This is a genomic window from Cupriavidus sp. WKF15 (assembly GCF_029278605.1).
Lineage (GTDB): Bacteria > Pseudomonadota > Gammaproteobacteria > Burkholderiales > Burkholderiaceae > Cupriavidus.
On sequence record NZ_CP119572.1, the window covers coordinates 1,029,507 to 1,055,803 of the forward strand.

The window sequence follows — 26,297 nt, forward strand, 5'->3', positions numbered from 1 at the left end:
GGCAGACTCTGAAGCCCATCCCCGTACAACACCCGCAGTACACTACGATCAATATTCGCCCGCTAGGGCAAGTAAACGCGCTTTTTGGTTACTTTTTGTAGCTCGGACAAAAAGTGACTCGCCGGCTACGCCGGCGAAACAGCAGCGCCTGCCAGGCACGACAACCCCATCTTCCCCATCCCCCGCAGTCTGGCGAAGAACCAAGAAAAAGCCGCCATTCCGGCGGCTTTTCATTCGATCGCTATTGTCCGGACGATGATCAGTCGAACACCGGCGACTCCACGCCGAGCACCTTGTGCAGCTTCGGCGAGGTGGTGGTGTACTGCATGTGGATCTTCTTCTCGGGGAAGATATACGGCGCAGCACCGAACGCGGCCAGCGCGGCCTCGTGGAAGCCAGACAGGATCAGCTTCTTCTTGCCGGGGTAGGTGTTGATGTCGCCCACCGCGAAGATGCCAGGGATATTGGTCTGGAACTTCTCGGTGTCCACCTTGATCTGCTTGCGCTCGAGGTCCAGGCCCCATTCGGCGATCGGGCCGAGCTTGGGCGACAGGCCGAAGAACACCAGCAGGTCGTCCACCGGCAGGCGGCGGGTCACGCCGTCGGCGCCCGTCACCTTGATCTCGGTGAGCACGCCATCCTTTTCTTCATAGCCGCCAATCTGGCCGACCAGGAACTGCATTTCCATCTGTTCGCACAGGTCCTTCATCTTGGCGACCGAGGCCGGAGCCGCGCGGAAGCCATCGCGGCGGTGGATCATCACCACCGACTCGGCCTTGCCGACCAGGTCCAGCGTCCAGTCCAGCGCCGAGTCGCCGCCGCCCACGATCACCAGGTTGCGGCCGTGGAAGCGGCTCGGATCCTTGACGCGGTAGAACAGCTGCTTGCCGTCGAACTTGTCGATGCCATCGACCTTCAGCGTGCGCGGCTGGAACGAGCCCACGCCGGCGGCGATGAAGATGGTCTTGGTGATGAAGCGGGTTCCGAGCGAGGTCTCGACGAAGAAGCGGCCATCTTCACGGCGCTCGACCACGGAGACTTCCTGGCCCAGGTGGAAGGTCGGCTCGAACGGCTCGATCTGCTTGAGCAGGTTGTCGGTCAGTTCCTGGCCAGTGCAGCTGGGCACCGCCGGGATGTCGTAGATGGGCTTGTCCGGATACAGCTCCACGCACTGGCCGCCAACTACCTTGAGGGAGTCGATGACGTGCGCCTTGATTTCGAGCAGGCCCAGCTCGAACACCTGGAACAGGCCGACCGGGCCGGCACCGACGATCAGTGCATCGATTTCCAGCGGCTGGCCGCCGGCGGTGTTGCTGGCGGCGGCTTTGGTCGTGTCGGCAACGGGATTGGGAATGCTCAAGTCCATATTCGTCCTGATACGTTGTGGGCATCGCGTGCCCGGCATTGCGGAAAGCGCGTGGGGACGGCTTTCTAGTCGGTTCAGCGCTGCAGGTACTGCAGCTTGTCGGTCGCGTCCTTCCACTCTTCGGCCTCGGCCAGCGGGGCCTTGGTCTTGGTGATGGACGGCCAGTTGCGCGCCAGCTCGGCATTCAGGTCAATGAACTGCTGCTGGTCGCCCGGAACGTCTTCCTCGGCGTAAATGGCGTTCACCGGGCATTCGGCCACGCACACCGCGCAGTCGATACACTCATCCGGGTCAATGGCCAGGAAATTCGGGCCTTCACGGAAACAATCCACCGGACATACGTCAACGCAGTCTGTGTAGCGGCAACGGATGCAGGATTCGGTGACAACGTGAGTCATTTCGGTTCCAGGAAAACGGGTCGGCTTTTGATGGGAAACTGGTTTCGGACACTTGTTTGCCTGCGCCGCAACGAGCATTTCCGTCAATGGCGGTCTGCAGGGGGCGAGCGCGGGCCGTGGCCTTTCAGAAACCGATATTGTATCTGAGCCTTCTGGCAAGGATAGCGGGTCTATATAGCCAGATCAGATAGTTTTCTTATTTCTTTATGTATATTTGATTGCGAACAGGTCTGTGCCATTCGGGCCGGCAATGGCACGATGCGATGTGCCGGACGCACTTTCCGTCGCAGGACCCGCCGCCTTCGACCAACCATGAGGAGATCGCCATGCCGTGCCAGCTGCGCTTTGGTCCGTGGGATTTCGGCAGGCGGGCGCGGCGCCGAGCGCTGTCCGGGCTGCTGGGGCTGTTCGGACTGCACATGCTGGCGGCTCTCTTGCCCGTTGGCGCGAGCGCGCAGATGCTGTCGGAGCCCGCCATGGCCGACAGCGTGGTGTCCCGCCTGGTGGCATGGCGCACGCGGTCCGACCAGCCTGTGACGCTGGCGGCACTGACTGGTTTCGATTGGGAGAGCTTCAGCGTCACCCGGGCCCCGGCCGGAGACGCCATGGCCAACTGCGGCCGTGCCGGGCTGCTGCCTTGCGGCCCGGAACTGCAGCCCGAAGCCGGCCAGATGGTGCAGGTGCTGAGCTTCCAGCGTGCGGGACGCGATGTCTACGCCGAGCGCATCATGGCGCAGAACGGCGCCTTTGCCGACCCGTTGCCGGTGCAAGTGCCGCGCGCGGCCGCCACGCTCGTATCGTGTCGGGCCGGCGATGGCCGTCCCTTGTGGTGTGTGCAGGGCATCCGGGCACTGCGGCGCCCGCAGCCTTTTCTCGATGGTGGCTGAGCGGGCTCTCGCCCGCCCGCCGGCAAGGGCGAACATCGGTTAGCATGTGTGCCTGAACCGGCATCGCCGTCTGGCCCGTTATGATCATCCCATCCCTGCTCGACACCGACCTGTACAAGTTCACGATGATGCAGGTGGTACTGCACCATTTTCCGCAGGCGCAGGTCGAGTATCGCTTCAAGTGCCGCAACGCTGGCGTCGACCTGACCCCGTATATCGAGGAGATCCGCGCGGAGGTGGCGCAGTTGTGCAGCCTGCGCTTCACGGAAGAGGAACTCGCCTACCTGCGCGGCATGCGCTTCATCAAGAGCGATTTCGTCGATTTCCTCGCGCTGTTCCACCTGAACCAGAGGTACGTGTCGGTCGAGCCCGCGCCACAGGGCAACGGCGAGATCGAGATCGCGATCCGTGGGCCGTGGCTGCACACCATCCTGTTCGAGGTGCCGCTGCTGGCCATCGTCAACGAGGTGTATTTCCGCCGCACGCAGCCCAAGCCTGACTTTGCCGAAGGCCGGCGCCGGCTGGAGCAGAAGCTCGCGCTGCTGCTGGCGCCGGAGTACCGCGACTGCGTGATTGCGGACTATGGCACCCGCCGGCGCTTCTCGCGTGACTGGCAGGAAGAGATTTTGCTGGCGATACGCAACACGCTGGGGCCGCAACTGGCTGGCACGAGCAACGTACATTTCGCGCGGCTGCACAATATGGTGCCGCTGGGCACCATGGCCCATGAATACGTGCAGGCGTGCCAGGCGCTGGGCCCGCGCCTGCGCGACTCGCAGGTCTTTGCGCTTGAGAACTGGGCGCGCGAATACCGCGGTGACCTGGGCATTGCGCTGTCGGACACCTATGGCTTCGACGCGTTCCTGCGCGATTTCGACCTGTATTTCTGCAAGCTGTTCGACGGCGTGCGGCACGATTCCGGCGACCCCTTCCTGTGGGGTGAGCGGATGCTGGCGCACTATGCGGCCAACCGCGTCGATCCGCTTGGCAAGACGCTGATCTTCAGCGACAGCCTCGATATCCCGCGCGTCATTGAACTGTATGAACGCTTTCACGGCCGCTGCCGGCTGGCCTTTGGCGTGGGCACGAACCTGACCAACGACCTTGGCTATACACCGCTGCAGATCGTCATCAAGATGGTCCGCTGCAACGGGCAGCCGGTGGCCAAGCTGTCGGATACGCCGGAAAAGACCATGTGCGACGATGCCGGCTACCTGGCCTACCTGCGCCAGGTGTTCGAGGTTCACGCGCCTGCGTAGCAATTTTCAACGTATTCGCGGCGGGAGCGGAGCAGGGTGCGCCACTATAATGGCGTGCATTGCCCCGCATTTTCGTGACGCCAGGCCCTATGGAAACCAACCAAGCCCGTGACCGCATCTTTGCCCGTATCCGCGCCGCGCAGGGGCGTTCGCCCAAGGTGACCAGCGGCGAGCGCGAAGCCGTGGCCGACTACCTTGCGCGTCATCCGCAGGGGCCCCGTCCAGGCGCCCAGCCGGACCGTACCGAAGCCTTCATGGCCCAGGCGCAGCGCATGGCGTCTACGGTCGATCGCGTTGCGCGGCTGGCGGATGTGCCTGCTGCAGCGGTGCGCTACCTGGACAGCCTGAATCTCGAGCATCGAGCCGTCGCCTGGGATGCATTGGGCGCGCTGTCCTGGCAGGACTGCGGCATGGCCGTCGAGTGCCGGCCTCCCGTGCGCGATCCGCAGGCCGACCGCGAGCACGGCGACCTGGTCGGCATCACGGGATGTTTCTGCGCCATTGCCGAGACCGGTTCGCTGATGCTGCTGTCGGGGCCGGAAACGTTCGCGTCGGCAGCGCTGTTGCCCGAGACGCATATCGCGGTGGTGCCGGTATCGCGCATCGTCGACAGCCTCGAAGATGCCTTTGCGCTGGTGCGCAGCGAATGCGGCGAACTGCCGCGCGCGACCAATATCATCAGCGGCCCGTCGCGTACCGGCGACATCGAGCAGACCATCGTGCTGGGGGCACACGGGCCGTACCGCGTCCACGTCATCCTGGTCGACCAGGCCTGACCGCGCGTTCCGGTCGTCGCCGCGCGGGACGCTGCGGCGCCTGCATTACACTGGCACGCTTACCGCGCGAGGCACGGAGCCTTGCTGCGAGTCTCATACCTGTGCGGCGGGTCTGTCCGTCCCGCCACTGCGCACACTGTCCAAGGAGAGTCCGTCTGATGCAACGCGCCCGCATGCTGTTGCCGCTGCCGGCCATGCTGGCTGTTTTTCCTTCGCTGTCCCACGCCGCCGACATCGATGGCGCAGCCCTTGCCGCATGGTGGGGGTTGCCATTCGCCGGCGTATTGCTGTCGATTGCGCTGTTGCCGCTGCTCGTGCCGCGTTTCTGGCATCACCACTACGGCAAGATCGCGGCGGGCTGGGGCCTGCTGTTCCTGCTGCCATTCGCGGCGGCGTTTGGCGTGCACGCGGCGCTGGCAGGAGCGGTGCATGCGTTGCTGGCCGAGTACATTCCGTTCATCGCGCTGATCGCAGCCCTCTACATCGTCGCGGGCGGCATCTGCGTGCGCGGCAACCTGCATGGAACGCCGCGGCTCAATACCGGCATCCTGGCACTGGGCACCGCTCTGGCCAGCTTCATGGGCACGACGGGCGCGGCCATGCTGCTGATCCGGCCGCTGCTGCGCGCCAACGACAACCGCCGCCATGTGGCCCACGTGGTGGTGTTCTTCATCTTCCTGGTGGCCAATGCCGGCGGCGCGCTGACGCCGCTCGGCGACCCGCCGCTGTTCCTCGGCTTCCTGCAGGGCGTGGACTTCTTCTGGACCATGCGCAAGATCCTGCCCGAGACCTTGTTCATCTGCGTGGCGCTGCTGGCCATCTTCTACGTGCTGGACCGGCACTACTACTACAACAAGGAGGAGGAACTGCCGGCGCGCGGCGATCCCACGCCGGACACGCGCGGCATCCGCATCGAAGGAAAGATCAACTTCGTCCTGTTGCTCGCAGTGGTGGGGCTGGTCCTGATGAGCGGATTGTGGAAGCCGGGCATTTCGTTCGATGTGCTTGGCACCGACGTGCCATTGCAGGCAGCCGTGCGCGACGCGATGCTGGTGGCGGTGGCCATCGTCTCGCTGCTCGTGACGCCGCATTCGGCGCGCAGCGGCAACGAGTTCAGCTGGGAACCGATCCTGGAGGTTGGCAAGCTTTTCGCCGGCATCTTCCTGACCATCATCCCGGTCATCGCGATGCTCAAGGCGGGCACCGATGGCGCGTTCGCGGTCGTGGTCCGGGCTGTGAGCGACGCCAACGGCCAGCCCGTCGACAGCATGTACTTCTGGGCGACCGGCCTGCTTTCGTCCTTCCTGGACAATGCCCCGACCTACCTGGTGTTTTTCAATACAGCAGGCGGAGATGCCGCCACGCTGATGACGCGTGACGCGTCGACGCTCGCGGCCATCTCTGCCGGCGCGGTCTTCATGGGCGCCAATACGTACATTGGCAATGCGCCGAACCTGATGGTGAAGGCTATCGCTGAAAACCGGGGCCTGCGCATGCCCAGTTTCTTCGGCTACATGCTATGGTCTGTCTCGATCCTGTTGCCGCTGTTCCTGGTGATGACGTTCCTCTTTTTCCATGTGTGATGCCATGAAGCCGTCTGTCCTTGTCACCCGCGCCATTTTTCCCGACGTCATTGAACATCTTTCCCGGTACTTCGACGTCGATGACAACCAGCAGGATGCCGTGCTCGACGCCGCCGCGCTCAGGTCACGCCTGGCCGGCAAGGCGGGCGTGCTGACCAATGCCGCGGACCGTATCGATGCTGGCCTGATCGCCGCCCTGCCTGGCCTGCGAGCCGTCTGCAATATGGCGGTCGGCTATAACAACCTCGACATTCCGGCGCTGACGGCGGCGGGCATTGTTGCAACCAACACGCCCGACGTACTGACCGAGACCACGGCCGACTTCGGCTGGGCGCTGCTGATGGCGACCGCGCGCCGCGTGACCGAGTCCGAGCACTACCTGCGCGATGGCAGGTGGCAGCGCTGGAGCTACGACATGATGGTCGGCATGGACGTGTACGGCAGCACGCTGGGTATCCTGGGCATGGGCCGCATCGGCCAGGCGCTGGCTCGTCGCGCGGCCGGGTTTGGCATGACGGTGCTATACCACAACCGCAGCCGGCTGCCGGAGTCCACGGAGCAGTCGCTCAATGCGCGCTATGTCAGCAAGGCCGAGTTACTGCAGCAGTCGGATCATTTGGTGCTGGTGTTGCCGTACGGCCCGCATAGCCACCATGCCATCGGTGCCGCCGAACTGAATCAGATGAAGTCCACGGCCACGCTGATCAACCTGGCGCGCGGCGGTATCGTCGATGACGCCGCATTGGCGCAGGCGCTCAAGGCACGCCGTATCTTTGCCGCAGGCCTCGACGTGTTCGAAGGTGAGCCCGATGTCCACCCGGACCTGCTGACCGTGCCCAACGTGGTGCTGACGCCGCACATCGCCAGCGCATCGGAGAAGACGCGCCGCGCCATGGCCATGCTGGCCGCCGACAACCTGATCGCGGCGCTCGATGCCGGGCCCAGCGCCGGACATCCGTTGTCGGTCATCAATCCCGCGGTGATGGGGCATCGCCGCTGAAACGTTTCCCATGACCTGGATTCCCTTGCTCACGCTGGGCGTTGCGCTGCTGGCGCTCGCCCTGTTGCTTGTTCTGGTACTGCGCCAGCAGGCTTCTCCCGCCGCCACCGGCGACCTGTATCGCCAGCTTGCCGATTTCCGCAACGAAAACCTGCGCGGCATGGAGCGGCTCGAGCGCGAACTGCGCAACGAAGTGGCCGAGACCGCGCGCGGCAGCCGTTCGGAGTCGGCCCAGCAGATGCTGCGCTTCCAGCAGACGCTGTCGTCGCAGCTCACGAGCATCGCCACGCTGCAGAACAACCAGATCGACACCTTTGCCCAGCAACTGGCCAAGCTGACCGAATCGAATACGCAGCAGCTCGAACATGTCAGGCAGAACCTGCTGCTGCAGGGCCAGCAGGCGCGCGACGAGCAGGCCGTGTCATTGCGGCGCTTCGGCGACGGCCTGCAGCAACAGCTTGCGCAGATGTCGGAGGCCAACGAGCGCCGGCTGGCCGAGGTGCGCGCCACGCTGGAGCAGAAGCTGCGCGACATCGAGGCCAACAACGCCGCCAAGCTCGACGAGATGCGCCGCACCGTCGACGAGAAGCTGCACGCCACGCTGGAGCAGCGTCTGGGCGAGTCGTTCCGGCTGGTCTCCGACCGGCTGGAGCAGGTGCATCGCGGACTCGGCGAAATGCAGATGCTGGCGCAGGGCGTGGGCGACCTGAAGAAGGTGCTTACCAATGTGAAGTCGCGCGGCACCTGGGGCGAGGTGCAGCTCGAGATGCTGCTCGAGCAGATGCTGACGCCAGACCAGTACGGCAAGAACGTGGAAACCGTGCGCAATTCGGGCGCGCGCGTGGAGTTCGCCATCCGCCTGCCAGGCAAGGATGCCGCCCAGGGTGCGGTTTGGCTGCCGATCGATGCCAAGTTCCCCAAGGAGCAATACGAGCGGCTGCTCGACGCCCAGGAGCGTGGCGACGTCGACGGCGTGGCCGCGTTTGGCCGCGAACTGGAAATGGCGTTGCGGCGCGAGGCGCAGACCATCTCGGAGAAATACCTGTCGCCGCCTGCCACCACCGATTTCGCCATCCTGTTCCTGCCGACGGAGGGGCTCTACGCCGAGGCATTGCGCCGGCCGGGCCTGACCGACGTGATGCAGCGGAACTACCGCGTCACGGTGGCCGGGCCGACCACGCTGACGGCACTGCTCAACAGCTTGCAGATGGGCTTTCGCACGCTGGCACTGGAAAAGCGTTCCAGCGAGGTCTGGGAGGTGCTGGGCGCCGTCAAGACAGAATTCGGGAAATTCGGGGAAGTGCTGGCCAAGACCCGCGACACGCTCGAGCGCGCGGCACGCAATATCGAGCAGGCCGAGGTTCGCACGCGCCAGATGGCGCGCAAGCTGCGAACAGTGGAAGCGTTGCCCGGCGAGGCGGCACGGCAGTTGCTGGGCACTGGTGTGCCGGAAGTGCCGGAAGTGCCGGAAGTGCCGGAAGTGTCGGAAGACGGGGTTGGCTGAAGCTGGCGGCGCAGCGCGCGCCAGCCCGAAATTGGATCAGTTCGGCTCTTCGGGAGCCAGTTCGCGCACGTGGACTTCGATACCGCCGAAGCGCGCGGCAACCCAGTTATAGGCCTTGCAGGCCAGCCACAGCAGCCCGAATCCGATCAGCGCGTTCAGGATCAGCGCAGTGAATACGGTGATGCCGGGCAGGTCGCCGTAGCGCACGAACGCGACAAACAGGCCCAGCGAGACGATCGGTACCGAAAAGCACAGGTAGACCAGCACCAGCGCGCGCGCGGTCTTGACCGGGTGGAGGTAGGCAATCTCCTGATTCATGACTGGGGAGGGCAATGTTTCAAAATCGTGCGGCAAGTGTAGCGACTGCCCGGACCGACGCATAGCCCGACAGCGGCGTGGCGTGCATTTCACACGCAGCAGGCCCATGCCAGCCGCCAATATGCAGCGCAAAAACGACACATTGGCGCCGCCCGGGCCACCCGTTGGCAGGGGCTCAGACCAGTCCGTCGAACAGCATCACGTCGACCATGTCCCCGGCGCGGACCGAATCCTGCTCATGGGCCAGCACGATGAAGCAGTTGGCTTCGCTCATCGAGCGCAGCACGCCCGAGCCTTGCTGTCCCGTAATCCGCACCTCCCAGTCGCCACCCTGGCCCGGCGCCAGGATGCCGCGCTGGTATTCGGTCCGGCCCGGCTTCTTGCGGATCGCCTGGGCGCTGCGCACGCGCATCAGCGGCAGCGGCGGCACGCTAGCCCCCATTTGACGGTGCAGCGCGGCGCGCACGAAGTGGTAGAAGGTCACCATGACGGCCACCGGATTGCCCGGCAGGCCGAACAGCAGCGCATCGCGCCCGCCCGAGGCGATGCGCCCGAAAGCCATTGGCCGCCCGGGACGCATCGCGATTTTCCAGAACGTGACGTCGCCCAGGCTGGCCATGATCTGCTTGGTGTAGTCCGCTTCGCCGACCGAAACGCCGCCCGAGGTGATGACCGCGTCGGCGTTCTCGCAGGCCGAGCGGAACGCGGCTTCCAGTGCAGCGGGGTCGTCGCGCACCACGCCCATGTCGATCAGCTCGACGTTCAGGCGTCGCAGCATACCGTGCAGGGTGTAGCGGTTCGAGTCGTAGACGCAGCCGGCATCGAGCGGCTCGCCGATGGAGCGCAGCTCGTCGCCGGTGGAGAAGAAGGCCACGCGCAGGCGGCGGCGCACCCGTACTTCGGCAAAACCCAGCGAGGCCAGCAAGCCCAGGTCCGCCGGCTGGATGATGCGTCCGGCCGACAGCGCGGCCTGGCCGCGCGCCAGGTCTTCGCCGCGCAGGCGGCGGTTGTCACCGGCGCGTACCGTGTCGGCGGCAAAGCGGATGCGGCTGCCGTCGGCTGACGCTTCCACAAACTCCTGCGGCACCACGGTGTCGCAGCCCTCTGGCATGACCGCGCCGGTCATGATGCGCACCGCCTTGCCCGCGCCCGGCTGGCTGCTGGCGCCGCCCCCTGCGAATGCGGTCCCTGCGATTTCGAGTTCCACGTGCCCCGCAGCCGACTGCAGTGCGCTGCTGGCGAAGGCGTAGCCGTCCATCGCCGAGTTGTCGTGCGAGGGGACATCGATCGGCGAGATGATGTCCTCGGCCAGCACGCGATCCAGCGCGCTGCGGATGGGCACTTGCTCGATGCCGCGCACCGGTTCCACCACCTCGCCGATGATGCGGTTGGCGTGGGCCACGGGCAGGGCAGTGGGGTCGTAGTCGGAGAGACAGGAAATGACGGTTTGCAGGGATGGCATGGTGGGAACGGGCCGTTAGCGGGCTTCGTGCGTGCGCAGCTCGTCGAGGGTGTTGATATTGGCAAAGGCGCCGGCGTCATCGAACAGGACTTCCGCGAGCCGGTGCGAGGTCGCCCAGGTTTCGATCTTGCGGCCGCCGCCGTTCAGGTAGGCGACCATGCTGTCCAGCATGCTGACCGGCATCAGGCAGAAGACCGGCTGGAGCTGGCGGCGGCCGGTCTCGTCGAGCGTGACCGGGATCGCCAGTTCGGCGCCTTCAACCTCGATGGCGTCGCCGAGCCGCTGCACCAGATCGGTGGGCAGGAACGGTGAATCGCAGGGCGCGGTGACCATCCAGCCGGTTTGGCATTGCTCGAGCCCGGCCAGCATACCGGCCAGCGGCCCGGCAAAGTCGGGCACCGAATCGGTCACCACCGGCACGCCGAACGATTCGTAGGCCGACAGGTTCCGGTTGGCATTGATCATCAGCGCGCCGGTCTGCGGCGTCAGCCGCATCATGGTGTGCATGGCCATGGGCGTGCCGTGCAGGGGCTGCAGGCCCTTGTCGGTGCCGCCCATGCGGCTGCCCCTGCCGCCTGCCAGGACCAGGCCGGTAATGTCGTCGCGTGCAATCATCGGAAGGATTGGGTCCGGCGGGGTGTCATCCGCCGATGTATGACATTTCGATCTTGCGTTCGGCGCGCGCCTGCCGCACCGCGGGGTTGCTGCGCTGCTCGGAGTAGTTGTCGGTGCGGCCCTGCCATACCTGCGCGATGGCGTTCGACACCTGCAGGTCGCTGTAGCCGCCGCGCAGCAGGGCGCGCAGGTCATAACCCTCGGTCGCGAACAGGCACAGGTAGAGGCGGCCTTCGGTCGACAGCCGGATGCGGCTGCAGTCGCCGCAGAAGGCGTGGGTCACGCTGGAGATCACGCCGATCTCGCCGCCGCCGTCGCGATAGCGCCAGCGCTCGGCGGTTTCGCCGGCGTAGTTGGCCTGTACCGGCTCCAGCGGAAAGGCCTCGTCGATGCGGCGCACGACTTCGGCGGACGGCAGCACTTCGTCCATCTGCCAGTGATTGCTGGCGCCGACATCCATGAACTCGATATAGCGCACGATGATGCCGCTGCCGCGGAAGTGGCGGGCCATCGGTACGATCTCGGCATCGTTGGTGCCGCGCTTGACCACCATATTGACCTTGATCGGCGCGAGCCCCACGGCCTGGGCGGTCTCGATGCCGTGCAGCACGTCTGCCACGGCGAAGTCCACGTCGTTCATGCGGCGGAAGGTGGCGTCGTCGATGGCGTCAAGGCTCACGCTCACGCGGCTCAGGCCGGCATCGCGCAGCGAGCGCGCCTTGCGCGCCAGCAGCGAGGCATTGGTGGTCAGCGTCAGGTCCAGCGGCTTGCGAGAGGCGGTTTCGATGCGCGCCAGCATTTCCACCAGCTTTTCGATGTTCTTGCGCAGCAGCGGCTCGCCGCCGGTCAGGCGGATCTTCTCTACGCCGAGGCTGACGAACAGGCGCGCCGTACGCTCGATTTCCTCGAAGCTGAGCAGCTCCGAATGCGGCAGGAAGGTGTAGTCCTTGTCGAAGACTTCCTTCGGCATGCAATACACGCAGCGGAAGTTGCAGCGGTCTGTCACCGAGATGCGCAGGTCGTGCAGCGGGCGCGCCCGGGTATCGGCGACCAGCCCGGAAGGCTCAAGCAGCGTTTCGGGGATGCTGGGCGTCATCGAGCGGTAGCGATGATCGCGCAGATCGAAGATCGGAATGACGGTTTCGGTCATGGCCTGTGGGTGGGCGACGCGTCCGGAGAGCGGGGCTCGGGGACCGGACGCATTCTGTTGCCATTCTATCCGAGGCCGGCTGCCGGCATCCGGATTGACCATGCATGAAAAAAGGGGACGGCCTGAGCCGTCCCCTTCGATTCCTGCTGGCAGGAAATGTGGCGCTTACTGCTGTGCGGCCATTTCGACTTCGCGACCGCCGGTTTCGACCAGGATCATCGGGCCTTGCTGCATCGGCGGCAGCGGCTTGCGCTCACGCGGCACACGCGGAGCGGGCACGATGCGTGCGGCGGCCTCCTGGGCTGCGCGCAGCTTTTCGCTGTCCGTGTTGACCCATTCCAGGCCGGCCGTGGCCAGCATCGGTTGCAGGCTTTCCATCGCTAGCGGCGACGCGGCCGACGGGCTGGTCACCACGGCAGGAGCCGGGGTTGCCGGTGCAGCGGCCGCGGTGGCTACGGGTGCCACCGGCGCTTCAACCACCGCGGGTGCGATGGCGGCTTGCACGACCGGCGCGGCCGGCTCGGCTTGCGGGGCCTGTACGGGCTCGGCGGCCACGGCCACCGGCTGGACGACCACGGGCGCCGGCGTAGCTTCAATGGCCGGAGCCTCTGCAACCACAGGGGCAGGCGCCTGCGTCACAACCGGTTCGGCCGCGGCTTCGGCCACGACGGCGGCAACAGGTTCGACGGGCTGGGCGGGCACTTCAGCGACCGGCGCGGCGGCTTCCGTTTCACGTACATCGGCTACCGCAGCGGCCGGAGCCGGCGCGGAGACAGCCTCGGCGGCGACGGCCACGGTCGCCTCAGCGGCGATGTCCGAGGCCGTGGCGGCTTCGGCGTCATCCTGCGAGGCCTGCACCGAATCGTCGCGCTCGCGACGATAGCGGTTGCGGCCGCGACGGTTACGGCGGCGGCGTTCTTCGCCGTCTCCACCTTCGGTCGCTGCTTCAGCGCCTTCCGGCAGGTCGGCGCGCAATGCCTCGGCTTGCGGTTCCTCGAGCGCTGCCCGCGGCAGGTTGGCGGCGGCCTGGATCGCGGCAACAGCTTCCGCCGGTGCGGCTTCGCCGGCTTCGGCTTCACGCGTGTCGCCGCGTTCACGCTGGCGCTCGCGCTGCCGTTCACGGCGCTCCTGGTTGCGGTCGCGACGGCCTTCCTGGCGGCCTTCCGTGCGTTCGCCTTGAGCGGCGTCGGCCTGGCGGGCTACTGCGGGGGTGGCTTGTGCGTCACCCTGGCGCGGCTGGCGGCCCTGACGTTCGCCGCGCGGCTCGCGTTGCTCAGGACGCTCGCCGGTCTGGCGCTCTGCACGTTCGCCGCGCGGACCGCGTTCGCCACGCTGGCGCTCACCACGCTCACCGCGCTCGCCGCGTTCACCACGGTCGGCGCGTTCGCCACGCTGACCCTGGCCGCGGCCTTCACCGCGCTGGCCACGTTCACGACGCCCATCGGCGCTGCGCGTTTCACTGGCAACAGGCTTGGCCGGCTCGACCACCACCGGTGCCGCCGGGCGGGCACCAAACAGGCCCTTCAGCCAGGCGATGAAGCCGCCACCTTCCACCGGCCTGGTTGCCGGGACAGGCGGGGCTGCGGGAGCGGCTTCCGGGCGCGGGGCGCGCTCGGGGCGCGGTACCGACACCGGTGCCGGTTGTTCCGGCGTAATGCCCTTGACCGCGGCTTCCTGGCGCGGCTTGGCGTCTTCCTTCTTGCGGCTGCTGTAGCTGGTGTCGGCTTCCAACTCCTTGGCGGCGGCTTCCGCCATGCGGTAGCTGGCCATGCCTTCTTCCAGGCGCGGATCGTCGTGGCGCAGACGTTCCAGCTTGTAGTGCGGCGTTTCCAGGTGCTTGTTCGGAATCAGCAGCACATTGACCTTGAAGCGCAGCTCGATCAGGTTGATTTCCTGGCGCTTCTCGTTCAGCAGGAAAGCGGCAACCTCGACCGGCACCTGGCAGTGGATGGCGGCGGTGTTTTCCTTCATCGCCTCTTCCTGGATGATGCGCAGCACCTGCAGGGCGGACGATTCGGTATCGCGGATATGGCCGGTGCCGTTGCAGCGCGGGCAGGTGATGTGCGAGCCCTCGGACAGGGACGGACGCAGGCGCTGGCGCGACAGCTCCATCAGGCCGAAACGGCTGATCTTGCCCATCTGCACGCGTGCGCGGTCGTGGCGCAGCGCATCCTTCAGGCGGGTTTCTACATCCTTCTGGGCCTTGCCCGACTCCATGTCGATGAAGTCGATCACGATCAGGCCGCCCAGGTCGCGCAGGCGCAGCTGGCGGGCGATCTCGTCGGCAGCCTCGAGGTTGGTGCGCAGCGCGGTTTCCTCGATGTCGGCGCCCTTGGTGGCACGGGCCGAGTTCACGTCGACCGAGACCAGGGCCTCGGTGTGGTCGATCACGATGGCGCCGCCGGACGGCAGCATCACCATGCGGGAATAGGCCGACTCGATCTGGTGCTCGATCTGGAAACGCGAGAAGAGGGGCACGTCGTCCCGGTACTTCTTCACGCGGTTCATGTTGTCAGGCATCACCACGCTCATGAAGGCGCGGGCCTGTTCGTAGATCTCGTCGGTATCGATCAGAATCTCGCCGATATCCGGCTGGAAGTAATCGCGGATCGCGCGGATGACAAGGCTCGATTCCAGGTAGATCAGCAGCGGGGCCTTGTTGTCGCCGGCGGCGCCGTCGATGGCCTTCCATAGTTGCAGCAGGTAGTTCAGGTCCCACTGCAGTTCCTCGGCCGAGCGGCCGATGCCGGCGGTACGGGCGATGATGCTCATGCCATCGGGCACGGTCAGCTGCGCCATGGTTTCGCGCAGTTCCTGGCGGTCTTCGCCTTCGATACGGCGCGACACGCCGCCGCCGCGCGGGTTGTTCGGCATCAGTACCAGGTAGCGGCCGGCCAGCGAGATGAACGTGGTCAGGGCAGCGCCCTTGTTGCCGCGCTCTTCCTTCTCGACCTGGACGATCAGTTCCTGGCCTTCATGCAGGGCATCCTGGATGCGCGCATTGCGCACGTCGATGCCTTCCTTGAAGAAGGCGCGGGCGACTTCCTTGAAGGGCAGGAAGCCGTGGCGTTCCTCGCCATAATTGACGAAGCAGGCTTCCAGCGAGGGTTCGATGCGGGTGATGACACCCTTGTAGATGTTGCCCTTGCGCTGTTCGCGCCCGGCGGTTTCGATGTCGATATCGATCAGTTTCTGACCGTCGACGATGGCGACGCGCAACTCCTCCTGTTGCGTCGCGTTGAACAGCATGCGTTTCATCGCAATACCTCACTCCAGTGTCGCGGATGGCACCGTCAAGCGGTGTCCGCGGCGATCGATGAAGCACGCAAGGGAGCGAAGCGAGGCGCGAGAATTGCCGAAAAGCGCCAGATTGCGTCAAGACGCAACCGGCTGGGCGCGGGTGAAAGAAAGGCGACGACGCCTGCGAGGACGTCCGCATGGCGGGAGAGAACACCGGCTGCTGCTCTTGTCGCAGAAATCCGGCGTGTTCCCGGATGCCGGTGGCGATGCGGGGCCGGCGCAACGGGCGCCGGCGGCATCGCGGCCGGCCACGGAAGGCCTAGACGCGTCAAAGAGCAAGTTTTTCGGACGCGGCACGGCGATCCATTGCTACCTGACATCTCCTGGCGGGCGCACCTACTACTTCTTGGAGTTCTGCGACCGGGCGCCGGTATTTCTAGTCAGGTGGCAGGCTCGCCTGCCGGCCGGCACCGTTTCCTGGTGCGGCGGGACTTTCTCTCACCGAAGCGGATGCCACCTGGCATCCGCCTTCAAATTCTGTATTACCTGAACACTTTGTTCCCACGAAATTGCCGGCCTTGCCGAAGCCACCTATGGGCGACTTCCTGCGCGCCGGCAATTGCGCGCGTGCTGCTTTGCCGCCATTTGCCCGTCTGGCGCCTGCGGGTTACGCGAATAAGCGGGAGACGGAAGGGCTGACGGCGACCCCAAGTGTAAAATGCGATAAATCGCTTACACAGGCCTTGTGCTGCCGGTCATTGGCCGAAACAGCGAGGAAATTATATTGAAAATGAATGAGTTACGCCATCAAATTGAAACAGGGGCAAAGTCTGCGCCGGCGAGTCCCCAGGTGGCGTATGTCACGATCGACGAAGGCGCCGAAGGGCAGCGCATCGACAACTTCCTGCTGAAGATTTCCAAGGGGGTGCCGAAGAGCCATCTCTACCGGGTGCTGCGCTCTGGCGAGGTGCGTGTCAATAAAGGGCGCGTCGACGCCACTTATCGCCTGCAGATTGGCGACGTGGTACGCATTCCCCCGATGCGGGTGGCGGAATCTTCACAGGCGGCCGGCCGGCAGCCCGTCCCGGCGGCCGATTTCCCGGTGCTGTTCGAGGACGCGCACCTGCTTGTCATCAACAAGCCGGCGGGCGTGGCCGTACATGGTGGATCCGGCGTGGCCTTCGGCGTGATCGAGCAACTTCGCAAGGCGCGGCCGCAGGCCAAGTTCCTGGAGCTGGTCCATCGCCTGGACCGCGAGACCTCCGGCATCCTGGTGCTGGCCAAGAAGCGTTCGGCGCTGGTCGACCTGCACGAGCAGATCCGCGGCAACAGCATGGACAAGCGCTACTTCGCTTGCGTGGCCGGGGCGTTCCCCAATAACCGCCAGCATGTCCGGTTGCCACTATATAAATACAGCACGCCGGACGGCGAGCGTCGCGTGCGCGTGCAGGCGGACGGCCTGGCGTCGCACACGGTATTCAGCCGGGTCGAGGCATTCCCCGGCTTCACGCTGCTGGAGGCCGAACTGAAGACCGGGCGCACGCACCAGATTCGCGTGCACCTGGCGCATTCCGGCTTTCCCATCGTCGGCGACGAGAAGTACGGAGACTTTACGCTCAACAAGCAGTTGGCCCGGGCGGGTGCGCGGCCGGGCATCAAGCGCATGTTCCTGCACGCGCACAAGCTGACGTTTGTCCATCCGGCGACGGGCGAGCCCCTTGTGGTGGTGGCGCCGCTGCCGGACGATTGCACCGGATTCCTGCAACAATTGCGCAGCCAGAAAAACCAGGACGCCCCGGAGTCGGGCGGCCGTCACGCCAACAAGGAAACCAATGGCCAGGCAACGATTTGACCTGATCGTCTTCGACTGGGACGGAACCCTGATGGATTCCACCCCGACCATCGCCAAGTGCATCCAGCTGGCCAGCCGGGATCTGGGGCTGCCGGTACCGGACGACAGCGCTGCCAGCCATGTCATCGGCCTGGGCCTGAAAGATGCCCTGTCCTATGCTGTCCCGACCCTGGATCCGGCCGATTATCCCCGCCTGGCCGAGCGCTACCGCTTCCACTTCCTCACGCGAGACGCCGAGCTGGTGCTGTTCGATGGTGTGCGCGAGATGCTCGAGGCGCTGCACGGGGAGCACTATTTCCTCGGTGTGGCGACCGGCAAGACTCGCGTCGGCCTGCAGCGTGCGCTGGCCGCCAGCGGCCTGACGCAGCGATTCGACGCCACGCGCTGCGCGGACGAGAGCTTTTCCAAGCCGCATCCGGCAATGTTGCAGGAACTGACCCGGGAACTGGGTCAGGACATGGGTCGCACGGTCATGATCGGCGATACCACGCACGACTTGCAGATGGCTGCCAATGCCGGCGCCTACGGCATTGGTGTGTCGTACGGGGCGCATCCCGGGGATTCGCTGCGTGCCATGGCTCCCGTCCACTGCGCGGGTTCGATCGGCGACCTGACGGAATGGCTGCTGGCCAATGCCTGAGGCCATGATTGACGGCATCGCTGCGCAGTTCCTGTGCTCCGCAGAGACATTGGTCGACGGCGGTGCCGGCGTGCGTTTCACCGTCGAGTTCAATGCCCGCCGGTTGGCAGCCTTTGCGGTGCGCTTTGATGGCGCGGTGCACGGCTACCTGAACCAGTGCGCCCACGTGCCCATGGAGCTGGACTGGCAGGAGGGACAGTTTTTTGAGTCCTCGGGCCTATACTTGATCTGCGCGACACATGGGGCGATGTACGAGCCCGACAGCGGCCTGTGCGTCGGCGGCCCGTGCCGGGGTGCCTCCCTGGCCAAGCTGCGTATCGAAGAGCGCGACGGCAAGGTATTCTGGGTGCCGGACGCGCCATACCGCCTGGCGGAGCCGGCGGATAATGCGTAAACGGGTCACCTTGATCATTGCCTGACATCCGCCCCTTCCAAGAGCCTTTCCACGAGCCACTTGCATGACAGAACAGCAAAAGCCGCCTTTGGGCGAATCGGGTCAGCCGGATGAACAAGGGGGTGCCGGCCCTGCCGCGGCGCCAGGTCCGGCGAGCGGTACGGGCGAGGCGGAACGCCTCGAGACCGCGCAGAAGGCGGACTATCCGCTCGAGCGAGAACTGCGTGCCTCCGATGATGCGGCACGCCGTGAGGCCGGCGAGCGCAAGGCGCGCATAGAGGGCAGCAAGGGCAGCGGGCCGGTCGGCGGAGGTGCTGGCTGGGAGCGCGATGTGCTCGAAAAAGTGCTGATGGCGACATTGCGCGAACAGCGTGCCGCCCGCCGCTGGCGTATCTTCTTCCGGTTTGCCGGGCTGGCGGTCCTGCTGGTGATCTTCCTTGCCGTGTTTGATTTCAAGGGCGAGAGTGCCATCGGCACCGGCAAGCACACGGCCATGGTCTCCCTCGAGGGCGAGATCGCTGCCGGGACGCCAGCCAGTGCGGAATCGATCAACGCATCGCTGCAGGCGGCCTTTGCCGACAGCAATGCAGCCGGTGTGATCCTCAAGATCAACTCGCCCGGCGGCTCGCCGGTCCAGGCGGGCATCATCAATGACGAGATCCATCGTCTGCGTACGCTGTACCCGTCCAAGCCGTTCTATGTGGTCGTCGAGGAAATCTGCGCGTCTGGCGGCTACTACGTGGCCGCCGCCGCGGACAAGATCTACGTCGACAAGGCCAGTATTGTCGGCTCGATCGGTGTGCTGATGGATGGATTCGGCTTCACGGGGCTGATGGACAAGCTGGGCGTGGAGCGCCGCCTGTACACGGCAGGTGCCAACAAGGGCATGCTGGATCCGTTCTCGCCGCAGGTGCCCAGGCAGAAAGCCTATGCGGAAACCATGCTCAAGGAGATCCACCAGCAGTTCATCGACGTCGTGAAGGAAGGGCGCGGCGATCGCCTCAAGGATGATCCGGAGCTGTTCTCTGGCCTGTTCTGGTCGGGTGAGCGCAGCGTCGAACTGGGCCTTGCCGATGGTCTCGGGGGTGCCGACTACGTGGCGCGCGACCTGTTCAAGGCCGAGGACATCGTGGACTATACCGTCAAGGAGAACATCGCCGAACGTGTGGCCAAGCGCTTCGGCGCCGCGGTGGGCACGGCAGCGATGAAGACGATGCTCTGGAGCACCGGTCTGCAGGGTATGCGGTAAGCGCGTACTCGCGGACGGCCGGTATCCGCCAAGCGCTGGAGCCCGCCAGGAACCTGCGGGCCCGTTCCATCACGGTCCTTCCCGTTTTTGCGCCGTTTCAGCCGGCGAGCAAGGAAAAGATGGCGGGGCGCTTGTGCAGGTCCAGCCGGTCCGGCCGCCACTGCGCAAGCGGCAGCGTGACGATAGTCTCGGTCGGCAGTGTGAGATCCACTGCCACGGACAGCAGCGTGGCGCCGGCACAGTGCTGGCGCAGCGCGTCGAGCAGGGCGCCGTTGCGATAAGGCGTTTCAATCCAGACTTGGGTCTGGCGGAACTTGCGCGAGTGCTGTTCCAGTTCGCGCAGCCGCTTCGCGCGCTCGTCGGGGTCCACCGGCAGATAGCCGTTGAAGGCGAAGCTCTGGCCGTTCAGCCCGGAGCCCATCACGGCGAGCAGGATCGAGCTGGGGCCGACCAGCGGGCGTACGCGGATGCCGCGTGCATGGGCCAGCCGCACCAGTTCGGCTCCCGGGTCCGCAACGGCGGGCACGCCGGCTTCGGACAGCAGCCCGCCGTCACGGCCGCCGGCCAGCGGCGCGAGCAGTTCGGCCAGCGCATCGGCGCGGGTGTTCACGTTCAGTTCACGAATTTCGATCTGCTGGATCGGCCGCGCCAGCGGGCATGTTTCGCCCAGCTTCTTGAGGAAGGCGCGTGCGGTCTTGGCGTTTTCGGCCACCAGGTAGTCCAGCCGCGCGGCGACCTGCTGGACGCCCGCCGGGATGACGTCGGGCAGCGGATCGGCGTCGTCGCGCTTGCCGAGTGTATTGGGGATCAGGTAAAGGGTGCCGCTCATCGTGTAGGTGCCGCTCATGCGGCAAAGAATGGGTAACCGGCCTGGCGCAGCATCGTCGTGAGCGCGATCAGCGGCAGGCCGACCAGCGCGGTGGGGTCGTCGGACTCAACCCGCGACAGCAGCGCAATGCCCAGGCCTTCGGACTTGGCGCTGCCGGCGACATCGTACGGCCTTTCCAGGTGCAGGTAGGCATCGATCTCGGCGTCGCTGAGGTCGCGCATGGTGACGCGCGTCTGCACATCGGCAAGCTGCGACTGGCCGGTGCGTCCATCGAGCAGGCAGAGCGCGGAGTGGAAAGTGGCGGTACGGCCCCGCATCAGGCGCAGTTGCTCCCGCGCCTTGTCGTGGGAACCGGGCTTGCCCATCTGTCGGCCGTCGAGTGTCAGCACCTGGTCCGAACCGATGATCAGGGCTCCGGGCTGGCGTTGCGCGATGGCCTGGGCCTTGTTGAGCGACAGGCGCAGAGCGGTAGCCTCCGGCGTTTCGCTGTCCAGCGCGGTTTCGTCGATGTCGGGTACCGCCACCTCGAAAGGCAGGCGCAGCCGCTCCAGCAACTCGCGACGATAGGGCGAACTGGAGCCCAGGATCAGTCTGGGAAGCGGTTGTGAGTGCATAAGTGATTGAAGCGGAACAGGAATTCAAAGGGTAACGCACTCAAGGTCTTTGACCAGGGAGCAATTTTCATCTTATAATCCCGCGTTTCGCTGCATCCGAGCATGGCTTGCCATGCCGCCCGAGGGCCAGTTGGTCCAGGATGTGGCGAGCCAAGCATGAGCAGCCATATGACCCAGTCGATCGACCTGCGCGAGCTAGATCTCTTTGCTTTCTGCCGCAAGGGCGGTAGCGCAGCTGGCGAGGTGGCGGTGCGGGATTTGCCGCGCATCTTAGCCGAGACGGCCGCGCAAGCGCCAGCTTCGGCGGCAGGTGAGGTTTTCGCCTATACGGCTACCGGGTTTGCGCGCGAAGAGGCTTCCGAGCCCGGTGCGCCGGTGGCGCAGCGCCTGTTCCTGGACCTTGCCGTGAATGGCCACGTCTGGCTGAACTGCCAGCGTTGCCTGGAGGTTTATGCGGAACCCGTCGCTACGTCCATGCGCTTTGAGGTGTTCGTCAGCGATGTGGCGGCCGACAGCGCGCCGATGGACGATGACGAGCTTGACGCGATTGTCGGCTCCAAGCGCTTTTCGTTGCTTGAACTGATTGAAGATGAGGTGTTGCTGGCGCTGCCTGCGGCACCCAAGCATGCCGTCTGTCCGGTAGTGCACGAGAGTCTCGTGACTGGCGCCGACGGCGAGGTGGAGCCTGAGGCTGCACCGGAAGAAGAGGAAAAGCGGCCGTCGCCCTTTGCGGCGCTGGCCGGCCTGAAGACCAAGCATTGATGCCGCGCGGCGGTGTCACGCAAAGTCTTGCGGGTAGTGGTTGAAGCATCCGGCCGGGCCCCGGCTACGCCTAGTGCAGGGTGCGTGTGTTAATATTGAAAAATTCTCGAAGGAGTCATCATGGCTGTTCAACAGAACAAGAAGTCGCCGTCCAAGCGCGGCATGCATCGCTCGCACGACCACCTGTCGGTCGCCCCGCTGGCAGTCGAGCCGACCACCGGCGAAACCCACCTGCGCCACCACGTGAGCCCGAACGGCTACTACCGTGGTCGCAAGGTCATCAAGACCAAGAACGACTGATCGCTTCGTTCGGCGTGACGTTGCGTCTCGCTCGCGCATGCCTGTAGGTCAGAAACAAAAAAGCGGCAAGATCGTTGCCGCTTTTTTGTTGGGCGCTTGCGATGCGAACCGGCTTGTCGCCGGCGCCGATGCGTAATCCGTACCCGGAACAATGACGATCAAAATCGCTATCGACTGCATGGGCGGCGACCACGGCGTATCCGTGACTGTCCCGGCGGCGATCAGTTTTCTTTCCAGCCACGACGATGCCGAGGTGGTGCTGGTCGGCTTGCCCGATGCCATCCAGGCGCAGCTGAAGAAGCTGCACGCACAGGACCATGCGCGCGTCAGCATCGTGCCGGCGACCGAGGTCATCACCATGGATGACCCGGTGGAGGTGGCGCTTCGCAAGAAGAAGGATTCCTCGATGCGGGTCGCGGTGACCCAGGTCAAGGAAGGCCTGGCGGGTGCCTGCATTTCCGCCGGCAATACCGGCGCGCTGATGGCGGTGTCGCGCTACGTGCTCAAGACGCTCGAAGGCATCGAGCGCCCGGCCATTGCCACCACCATTCCCAACGAGAAGGGCTGGGGCACCACGGTGCTGGACCTCGGCGCCAACGCCGATTGCGAACCGGAGCACCTGCTGCAGTTCGCGCGCATGGCGGAGGCCATGGTCGCTGTGGTGGACCATAAGGAACACCCGACGGTAGGCCTGCTCAATATCGGCGAGGAAGTGATCAAGGGCAACGAGGTAGTCAAGCGCGCGGGTGAACTGCTGCGTGCCTCGGGGCTGAATTTCCATGGCAACGTGGAAGGCAACGACATCTTCAAGGGTACGACCGATATCGTCGTATGCGATGGCTTCGTCGGCAACGTAGCGCTCAAGAGCACCGAGGGCCTGGCGAAGATGATCGGTGGCATGATCAAAGAAGAATTCACCCGGTCCTGGTTCACCAAGCTGCTGGCGGGCATTGCCATGCCTGTGCTGTCCCGCCTGGCCAAGCGGCTGGATCCCGCGCGCTACAACGGCGCCTCGCTGCTCGGCCTGCGCGGGCTGGTGATCAAGAGTCACGGGTCGGCCGATGCCCATTCTTTTGAATGGGCGATCAAACGCGGGTATGATGCCGCCAAGAACGGCGTCATCGAACGCATAGCAAGGGCATTTGCCGACAAGACCAGCGCTGCGGGCGCTGCGCCGGCCAGCCCGGAGACCACACCGACCCCGCACCCCAGCACCCGCGCCGCCTGATGGACCGGGCCGGCGCCTGAGGCTGTCATACGGACAAATCGATCCGACACTACATGACCAAGTACGCAAAAATCATCGGTACCGGGAGCTACTTGCCTCCGCGGCGCGTGACCAACCATGATCTGGCGGTGCAGTTGGCCGAAAAGGGCATCGAGACCAGCGACGAGTGGATTTTCTCGCGCAGCGGCATTTCGGCCCGGCATTGGGCCGAGCCCGACGTGGCAAGCAGCGACCTGGCCGTCAAGGCTGCCGAGAAGGCGATCGAGGCGGCTGGCATTGACCGCCAGAGCATCGACCTGATCCTCGTGGCGACGTCGACGCCTGACTTCGTGTTCCCGAGCACTGCGTGCATCGTGCAGAACAAGCTTGGTATCGACAACCAGTGCGCAGCATTCGACCTGCAGGCGGTCTGCTCGGGCTTCGTGTATGCGCTGGCCACCGCTGACAAGTTCATCCGGAGTGGCTCGCATCGCAATGTGCTGGTGATCGGCACAGAAGTATTCTCGCGGATTCTCGACTTCAACGACCGCACGACATGTGTGCTGTTCGGCGATGGTGCAGGCGCGGTCGTGCTGACGGCCTCTGACGAACCGGGCATCCTGTCGACGGCCATGCACTCTGACGGCAGCCACGTGGGCATCCTGTGCGTGCCGGGCAACGTCGCCGGCGGCGCCGTCACCGGGAATGCTTTCCTGCACATGGACGGCCAGGCAGTGTTCAAGCTTGCCGTGAACGTGCTGGACAAGGTGGCGCGCGAGGCGATGGCCGCGGCGGAGATCCAGCCCGAGCAGGTCGACTGGCTGATTCCCCACCAGGCCAATATCCGCATCATGCAGGGCACCGCGCGCAAGCTCGGCTTGCCCGCCGAACGCATGGTGGCTGTCGTCCACGAGCACGGCAATACCTCCGCGGCATCGATTCCGCTGGCGCTTGATGCCGCCGTACGGGACGGCCGCATCCGCCCGGGACATACCGTATTGCTGGAAGGCGTGGGTGGTGGATTCACCTGGGGTGCTGCGCTGCTGCGCATGTAACAACGGCTGGCGCGGCAGGCAAGGCCGGCCGCGCGGCTACCGGTATTCAAATTCTGGGATAGCACTTCGATGAAATTTGCTTTCGTATTTCCTGGCCAGGGCTCGCAATCGGTCGGCATGCTCAATGCGTTCGCCGATAACGCGGTGGTGCGTGCGACCCTGGAGGAAGCCTCGACCGCCCTGGGTCAGGACATCGGCCGCATGATCGCCGAAGGTCCGGCTGAAGAACTGAACCTGACCACGAACACGCAGCCGGTCATGCTGACGGCCGCCGTGGCGATTTACCGCGCCTGGCTCGACGCCGGTGGCCCGGTGCCTGCCCTGGTGGCCGGGCACAGCCTGGGCGAGTACTCGGCGTTGGTGGCGGCAGGCGTGATCCCGTTTGCGGATGCCGTGCCCCTGGTGCGCTTCCGCGCGCAGGCCATGCAGGAGGCCGTGCCGGTTGGCGAGGGTGGTATGGCTGCCATCCTGGGCCTGTCGGACGATGACGTGCGCGCGGCGTGCGCCGAAGCATCGGTCGCCGGCGTGGTCGAGGCCGTCAATTTCAACGCGCCGTCGCAGGTCGTGATTGCCGGCAGCAAGGCAGGCGTCGAGAAGGCGTGCGAAGTCGCCAAGGCCAAGGGCGCCAAGCGTGCGCTGCCGCTGCCTGTGTCGGCACCGTTCCATTCGTCGCTGCTCAAGCCGGCGTCGGACCGCCTGCGTGAGCGCATGGCCGGCCTGACGTTCTCGGCCCCTGCCATTCCGCTGGTCAACAACGTGGATGTCGCCATCGTCAACGATCCGGACGCCATCAAGGACGCGCTGGTGCGCCAGGCCGCCGCGCCGGTGCGCTGGGTGGAATGCGTGCAGAAGATGGCCGCCGAAGGCGTCACGCACGTGATCGAATGCGGTCCGGGCAAGGTGCTGGCTGGCATGACCAAGCGCATCGACGGCAACCTGGTTGGCGGCGCGATCTTCGATCCTGCCTCGCTGCAGGAAACCCTGGCGCTGCTGAAGTAAGCGATCGCAAGAAAGGACAATTCGCATGACCAAACTCCTCGACAACCAGATCGCGCTCGTCACTGGCGCCTCGCGTGGCATCGGCCGCGCCATCGCGCTGGAGCTGGCCCGCCAGGGTGCCACTGTGATCGGCACCGCCACCAGCGAGTCTGGTGCTGCGGGCATCACCGAATACCTTGGCGCCGAAGGACTGAAGGGCAAGGGCGCGGTGCTGAATGTGAATGACGCTGCCGCCTGCGATGCCCTGATCGACGAGATCGTGAAGGGCCACGGCGGCATCAGCGTGCTGGTCAACAATGCCGGTATCACGCAGGACCAGCTCGCCATGCGCATGAAGGACGAGGACTGGCTGGCGGTCATCCAGACCAACCTGACCTCGGTTTTCCGCCTGTCGCGCGCAGTGCTGCGCCCGATGATGAAGGCGCGCCAGGGCCGCATCATCAATATCACTTCGGTAGTGGGCTCCGTGGGCAACCCGGGCCAGATGAACTACTCGGCTGCCAAGGCAGGCGTGGCGGGCATGACCCGGTCGTTGGCCGCCGAAATCGGCAGCCGAAACGTGACGGTCAATTGCGTCGCGCCGGGCTTTATCGATACCGACATGACCAAGGCGCTGTCCGAAGAGCAGCATGCTTCGCTCAAGCAGCAGATTCCGCTCGGCCGCCTGGGGCAGCCGGAAGATATCGCCAATGCGGTGGCCTTCCTGGCGGGTCCGCAGGCGGCCTATATCACCGGCACCACGCTGCATGTGAACGGCGGCATGTACATGAATTAATGGATTTTTGGGCGGCTTTTTCGGAGAAGAAGAAGGAAGAAGCTGCCTGAAGTAGTAGTTTTC

Annotated in this window: 25 protein-coding genes; 16 read left to right on the plus strand and 9 right to left on the minus strand. The window is 65.2% G+C overall.

Annotated features, from left to right (window positions below):
* Window positions 1-259: 259 nt before the first annotated feature.
* Both CupriaWKF_RS04900 and fdxA read right to left on the minus strand, forming a co-directional pair.
* On the minus strand, window positions 260-1,366 hold the full coding sequence (locus tag CupriaWKF_RS04900) for an NAD(P)/FAD-dependent oxidoreductase (RefSeq protein WP_276099898.1): 1,107 nt from the start codon (window positions 1,364-1,366) through the stop codon (window positions 260-262).
* 74 nt (window positions 1,367-1,440) lie between these two features.
* Window positions 1,441-1,764 (minus strand): ferredoxin FdxA, encoded by a 324-nt coding sequence (fdxA, locus tag CupriaWKF_RS04905; protein ID WP_010814656.1) that lies wholly within the window; start codon window positions 1,762-1,764, stop codon window positions 1,441-1,443.
* A gap of 326 nt (window positions 1,765-2,090) precedes the next feature.
* Here fdxA and CupriaWKF_RS04910 point away from each other — a divergent pair, with 326 nt between their 5' ends.
* The 6 genes from CupriaWKF_RS04910 to rmuC all read left to right on the plus strand — a co-directional run bounded on the left by CupriaWKF_RS04910 (window position 2,091) and on the right by rmuC (window position 8,773).
* Window positions 2,091-2,651, plus strand: coding sequence for a hypothetical protein (locus tag CupriaWKF_RS04910; protein ID WP_276099899.1), 561 nt, complete (start codon window positions 2,091-2,093; stop codon window positions 2,649-2,651).
* An 80-nt stretch (window positions 2,652-2,731) separates the two neighbouring features.
* Window positions 2,732-3,910 carry a nicotinate phosphoribosyltransferase gene (pncB, locus tag CupriaWKF_RS04915; protein WP_276099900.1) on the plus strand — a complete coding sequence of 393 codons (1,179 nt, stop codon included), beginning with the start codon at window positions 2,732-2,734 and terminating at the stop codon, window positions 3,908-3,910.
* An 89-nt stretch (window positions 3,911-3,999) separates the two neighbouring features.
* Window positions 4,000-4,686: a lactate utilization protein C gene (locus CupriaWKF_RS04920; protein WP_276099901.1), complete on the plus strand. Its 687-nt coding sequence runs from the start codon at window positions 4,000-4,002 to the stop codon at window positions 4,684-4,686.
* A gap of 158 nt (window positions 4,687-4,844) precedes the next feature.
* Complete coding sequence (locus CupriaWKF_RS04925) at window positions 4,845-6,269, plus strand: sodium:proton antiporter (protein WP_276099902.1); 1,425 nt, start codon at window positions 4,845-4,847, stop codon at window positions 6,267-6,269.
* A 4-nt stretch (window positions 6,270-6,273) separates the two neighbouring features.
* A complete protein-coding gene (locus CupriaWKF_RS04930) occupies window positions 6,274-7,269 on the plus strand; it encodes a D-glycerate dehydrogenase (RefSeq protein WP_276099903.1) in 996 nt (331 codons plus the stop codon).
* Window positions 7,270-7,279: 10 nt separating this feature from the next.
* Complete coding sequence (gene rmuC / locus CupriaWKF_RS04935; protein WP_276099904.1) at window positions 7,280-8,773, plus strand: DNA recombination protein RmuC; 1,494 nt, start codon at window positions 7,280-7,282, stop codon at window positions 8,771-8,773.
* Between the two features lie 36 nt (window positions 8,774-8,809).
* Here the strand turns inward: rmuC and CupriaWKF_RS04940 are convergent, their stop codons facing one another.
* The 5 genes from CupriaWKF_RS04940 to CupriaWKF_RS04960 all read right to left on the minus strand — a co-directional run bounded on the left by CupriaWKF_RS04940 (window position 8,810) and on the right by CupriaWKF_RS04960 (window position 15,576).
* Window positions 8,810-9,091: a hypothetical protein gene (locus CupriaWKF_RS04940; protein WP_276099905.1), complete on the minus strand. Its 282-nt coding sequence runs from the start codon at window positions 9,089-9,091 to the stop codon at window positions 8,810-8,812.
* Between the two features lie 175 nt (window positions 9,092-9,266).
* Entirely contained in the window at window positions 9,267-10,553 is a 1,287-nt protein-coding gene (gene glp / locus CupriaWKF_RS04945; protein ID WP_276099906.1) for a gephyrin-like molybdotransferase Glp, read from the minus strand.
* Between the two features lie 15 nt (window positions 10,554-10,568).
* Window positions 10,569-11,168, minus strand: a complete 600-nt coding sequence (gene mobA / locus CupriaWKF_RS04950; RefSeq protein ID WP_276099907.1) for a molybdenum cofactor guanylyltransferase MobA — start codon at window positions 11,166-11,168, stop codon at window positions 10,569-10,571.
* A gap of 25 nt (window positions 11,169-11,193) precedes the next feature.
* Window positions 11,194-12,318 carry a GTP 3',8-cyclase MoaA gene (gene moaA / locus CupriaWKF_RS04955; RefSeq protein ID WP_276099908.1) on the minus strand — a complete coding sequence of 375 codons (1,125 nt, stop codon included), beginning with the start codon at window positions 12,316-12,318 and terminating at the stop codon, window positions 11,194-11,196.
* A 165-nt stretch (window positions 12,319-12,483) separates the two neighbouring features.
* Window positions 12,484-15,576, minus strand: a complete 3,093-nt coding sequence (locus CupriaWKF_RS04960; RefSeq protein WP_276099909.1) for an Rne/Rng family ribonuclease — start codon at window positions 15,574-15,576, stop codon at window positions 12,484-12,486.
* A 772-nt stretch (window positions 15,577-16,348) separates the two neighbouring features.
* On the opposite strand from CupriaWKF_RS04960, the gene CupriaWKF_RS04965 reads away from it, so the two are divergent.
* From CupriaWKF_RS04965 to CupriaWKF_RS04980, 4 genes are all read left to right on the plus strand, one after another.
* Window positions 16,349-17,410, plus strand: a complete 1,062-nt coding sequence (locus CupriaWKF_RS04965; protein WP_276099910.1) for an RluA family pseudouridine synthase — start codon at window positions 16,349-16,351, stop codon at window positions 17,408-17,410.
* A complete protein-coding gene (locus CupriaWKF_RS04970) occupies window positions 17,391-18,050 on the plus strand; it encodes an HAD-IA family hydrolase (protein ID WP_276099911.1) in 660 nt (219 codons plus the stop codon). Before CupriaWKF_RS04965 ends, CupriaWKF_RS04970 begins: the two co-directional genes overlap by 20 nt.
* Window positions 18,043-18,444 carry a Rieske 2Fe-2S domain-containing protein gene (locus tag CupriaWKF_RS04975; protein WP_276099912.1) on the plus strand — a complete coding sequence of 134 codons (402 nt, stop codon included), beginning with the start codon at window positions 18,043-18,045 and terminating at the stop codon, window positions 18,442-18,444. The genes CupriaWKF_RS04970 and CupriaWKF_RS04975 overlap by 8 nt, the downstream gene beginning before the upstream one ends.
* Before the next feature lie 64 nt (window positions 18,445-18,508).
* The gene (locus tag CupriaWKF_RS04980) at window positions 18,509-19,693 is read left to right on the plus strand and encodes a S49 family peptidase (RefSeq protein WP_276099913.1); all 1,185 of its coding nucleotides are present in this window, start codon (window positions 18,509-18,511) and stop codon (window positions 19,691-19,693) included.
* Window positions 19,694-19,790: 97 nt separating this feature from the next.
* On the opposite strand, the gene CupriaWKF_RS04985 is transcribed toward CupriaWKF_RS04980, so the two are convergent.
* Both CupriaWKF_RS04985 and CupriaWKF_RS04990 read right to left on the minus strand, forming a co-directional pair.
* Window positions 19,791-20,522, minus strand: coding sequence for an SAM-dependent methyltransferase (locus tag CupriaWKF_RS04985; protein ID WP_276100669.1), 732 nt, complete (start codon window positions 20,520-20,522; stop codon window positions 19,791-19,793).
* 14 nt (window positions 20,523-20,536) lie between these two features.
* Complete coding sequence (locus tag CupriaWKF_RS04990; RefSeq protein ID WP_276099914.1) at window positions 20,537-21,136, minus strand: Maf-like protein; 600 nt, start codon at window positions 21,134-21,136, stop codon at window positions 20,537-20,539.
* Between the two features lie 168 nt (window positions 21,137-21,304).
* Between CupriaWKF_RS04990 and CupriaWKF_RS04995 the strand changes: the two genes are divergently transcribed.
* From CupriaWKF_RS04995 to fabG, 6 genes are all read left to right on the plus strand, one after another.
* Entirely contained in the window at window positions 21,305-21,898 is a 594-nt protein-coding gene (locus CupriaWKF_RS04995) for a DUF177 domain-containing protein (RefSeq protein ID WP_276099915.1), read from the plus strand.
* A gap of 120 nt (window positions 21,899-22,018) precedes the next feature.
* Window positions 22,019-22,198 carry a 50S ribosomal protein L32 gene (gene rpmF / locus CupriaWKF_RS05000; RefSeq protein WP_008644820.1) on the plus strand — a complete coding sequence of 60 codons (180 nt, stop codon included), beginning with the start codon at window positions 22,019-22,021 and terminating at the stop codon, window positions 22,196-22,198.
* 151 nt (window positions 22,199-22,349) lie between these two features.
* A complete protein-coding gene (gene plsX / locus CupriaWKF_RS05005) occupies window positions 22,350-23,426 on the plus strand; it encodes a phosphate acyltransferase PlsX (RefSeq protein ID WP_276099916.1) in 1,077 nt (358 codons plus the stop codon).
* Between the two features lie 53 nt (window positions 23,427-23,479).
* The gene (locus tag CupriaWKF_RS05010) at window positions 23,480-24,460 is read left to right on the plus strand and encodes a beta-ketoacyl-ACP synthase III (RefSeq protein WP_276099917.1); all 981 of its coding nucleotides are present in this window, start codon (window positions 23,480-23,482) and stop codon (window positions 24,458-24,460) included.
* A gap of 69 nt (window positions 24,461-24,529) precedes the next feature.
* Window positions 24,530-25,459 (plus strand): ACP S-malonyltransferase, encoded by a 930-nt coding sequence (fabD, locus tag CupriaWKF_RS05015; RefSeq protein WP_276099918.1) that lies wholly within the window; start codon window positions 24,530-24,532, stop codon window positions 25,457-25,459.
* Between the two features lie 25 nt (window positions 25,460-25,484).
* Window positions 25,485-26,234 carry a 3-oxoacyl-ACP reductase FabG gene (fabG, locus tag CupriaWKF_RS05020; protein WP_276099919.1) on the plus strand — a complete coding sequence of 250 codons (750 nt, stop codon included), beginning with the start codon at window positions 25,485-25,487 and terminating at the stop codon, window positions 26,232-26,234.
* Window positions 26,235-26,297: the final 63 nt, after the last annotated feature.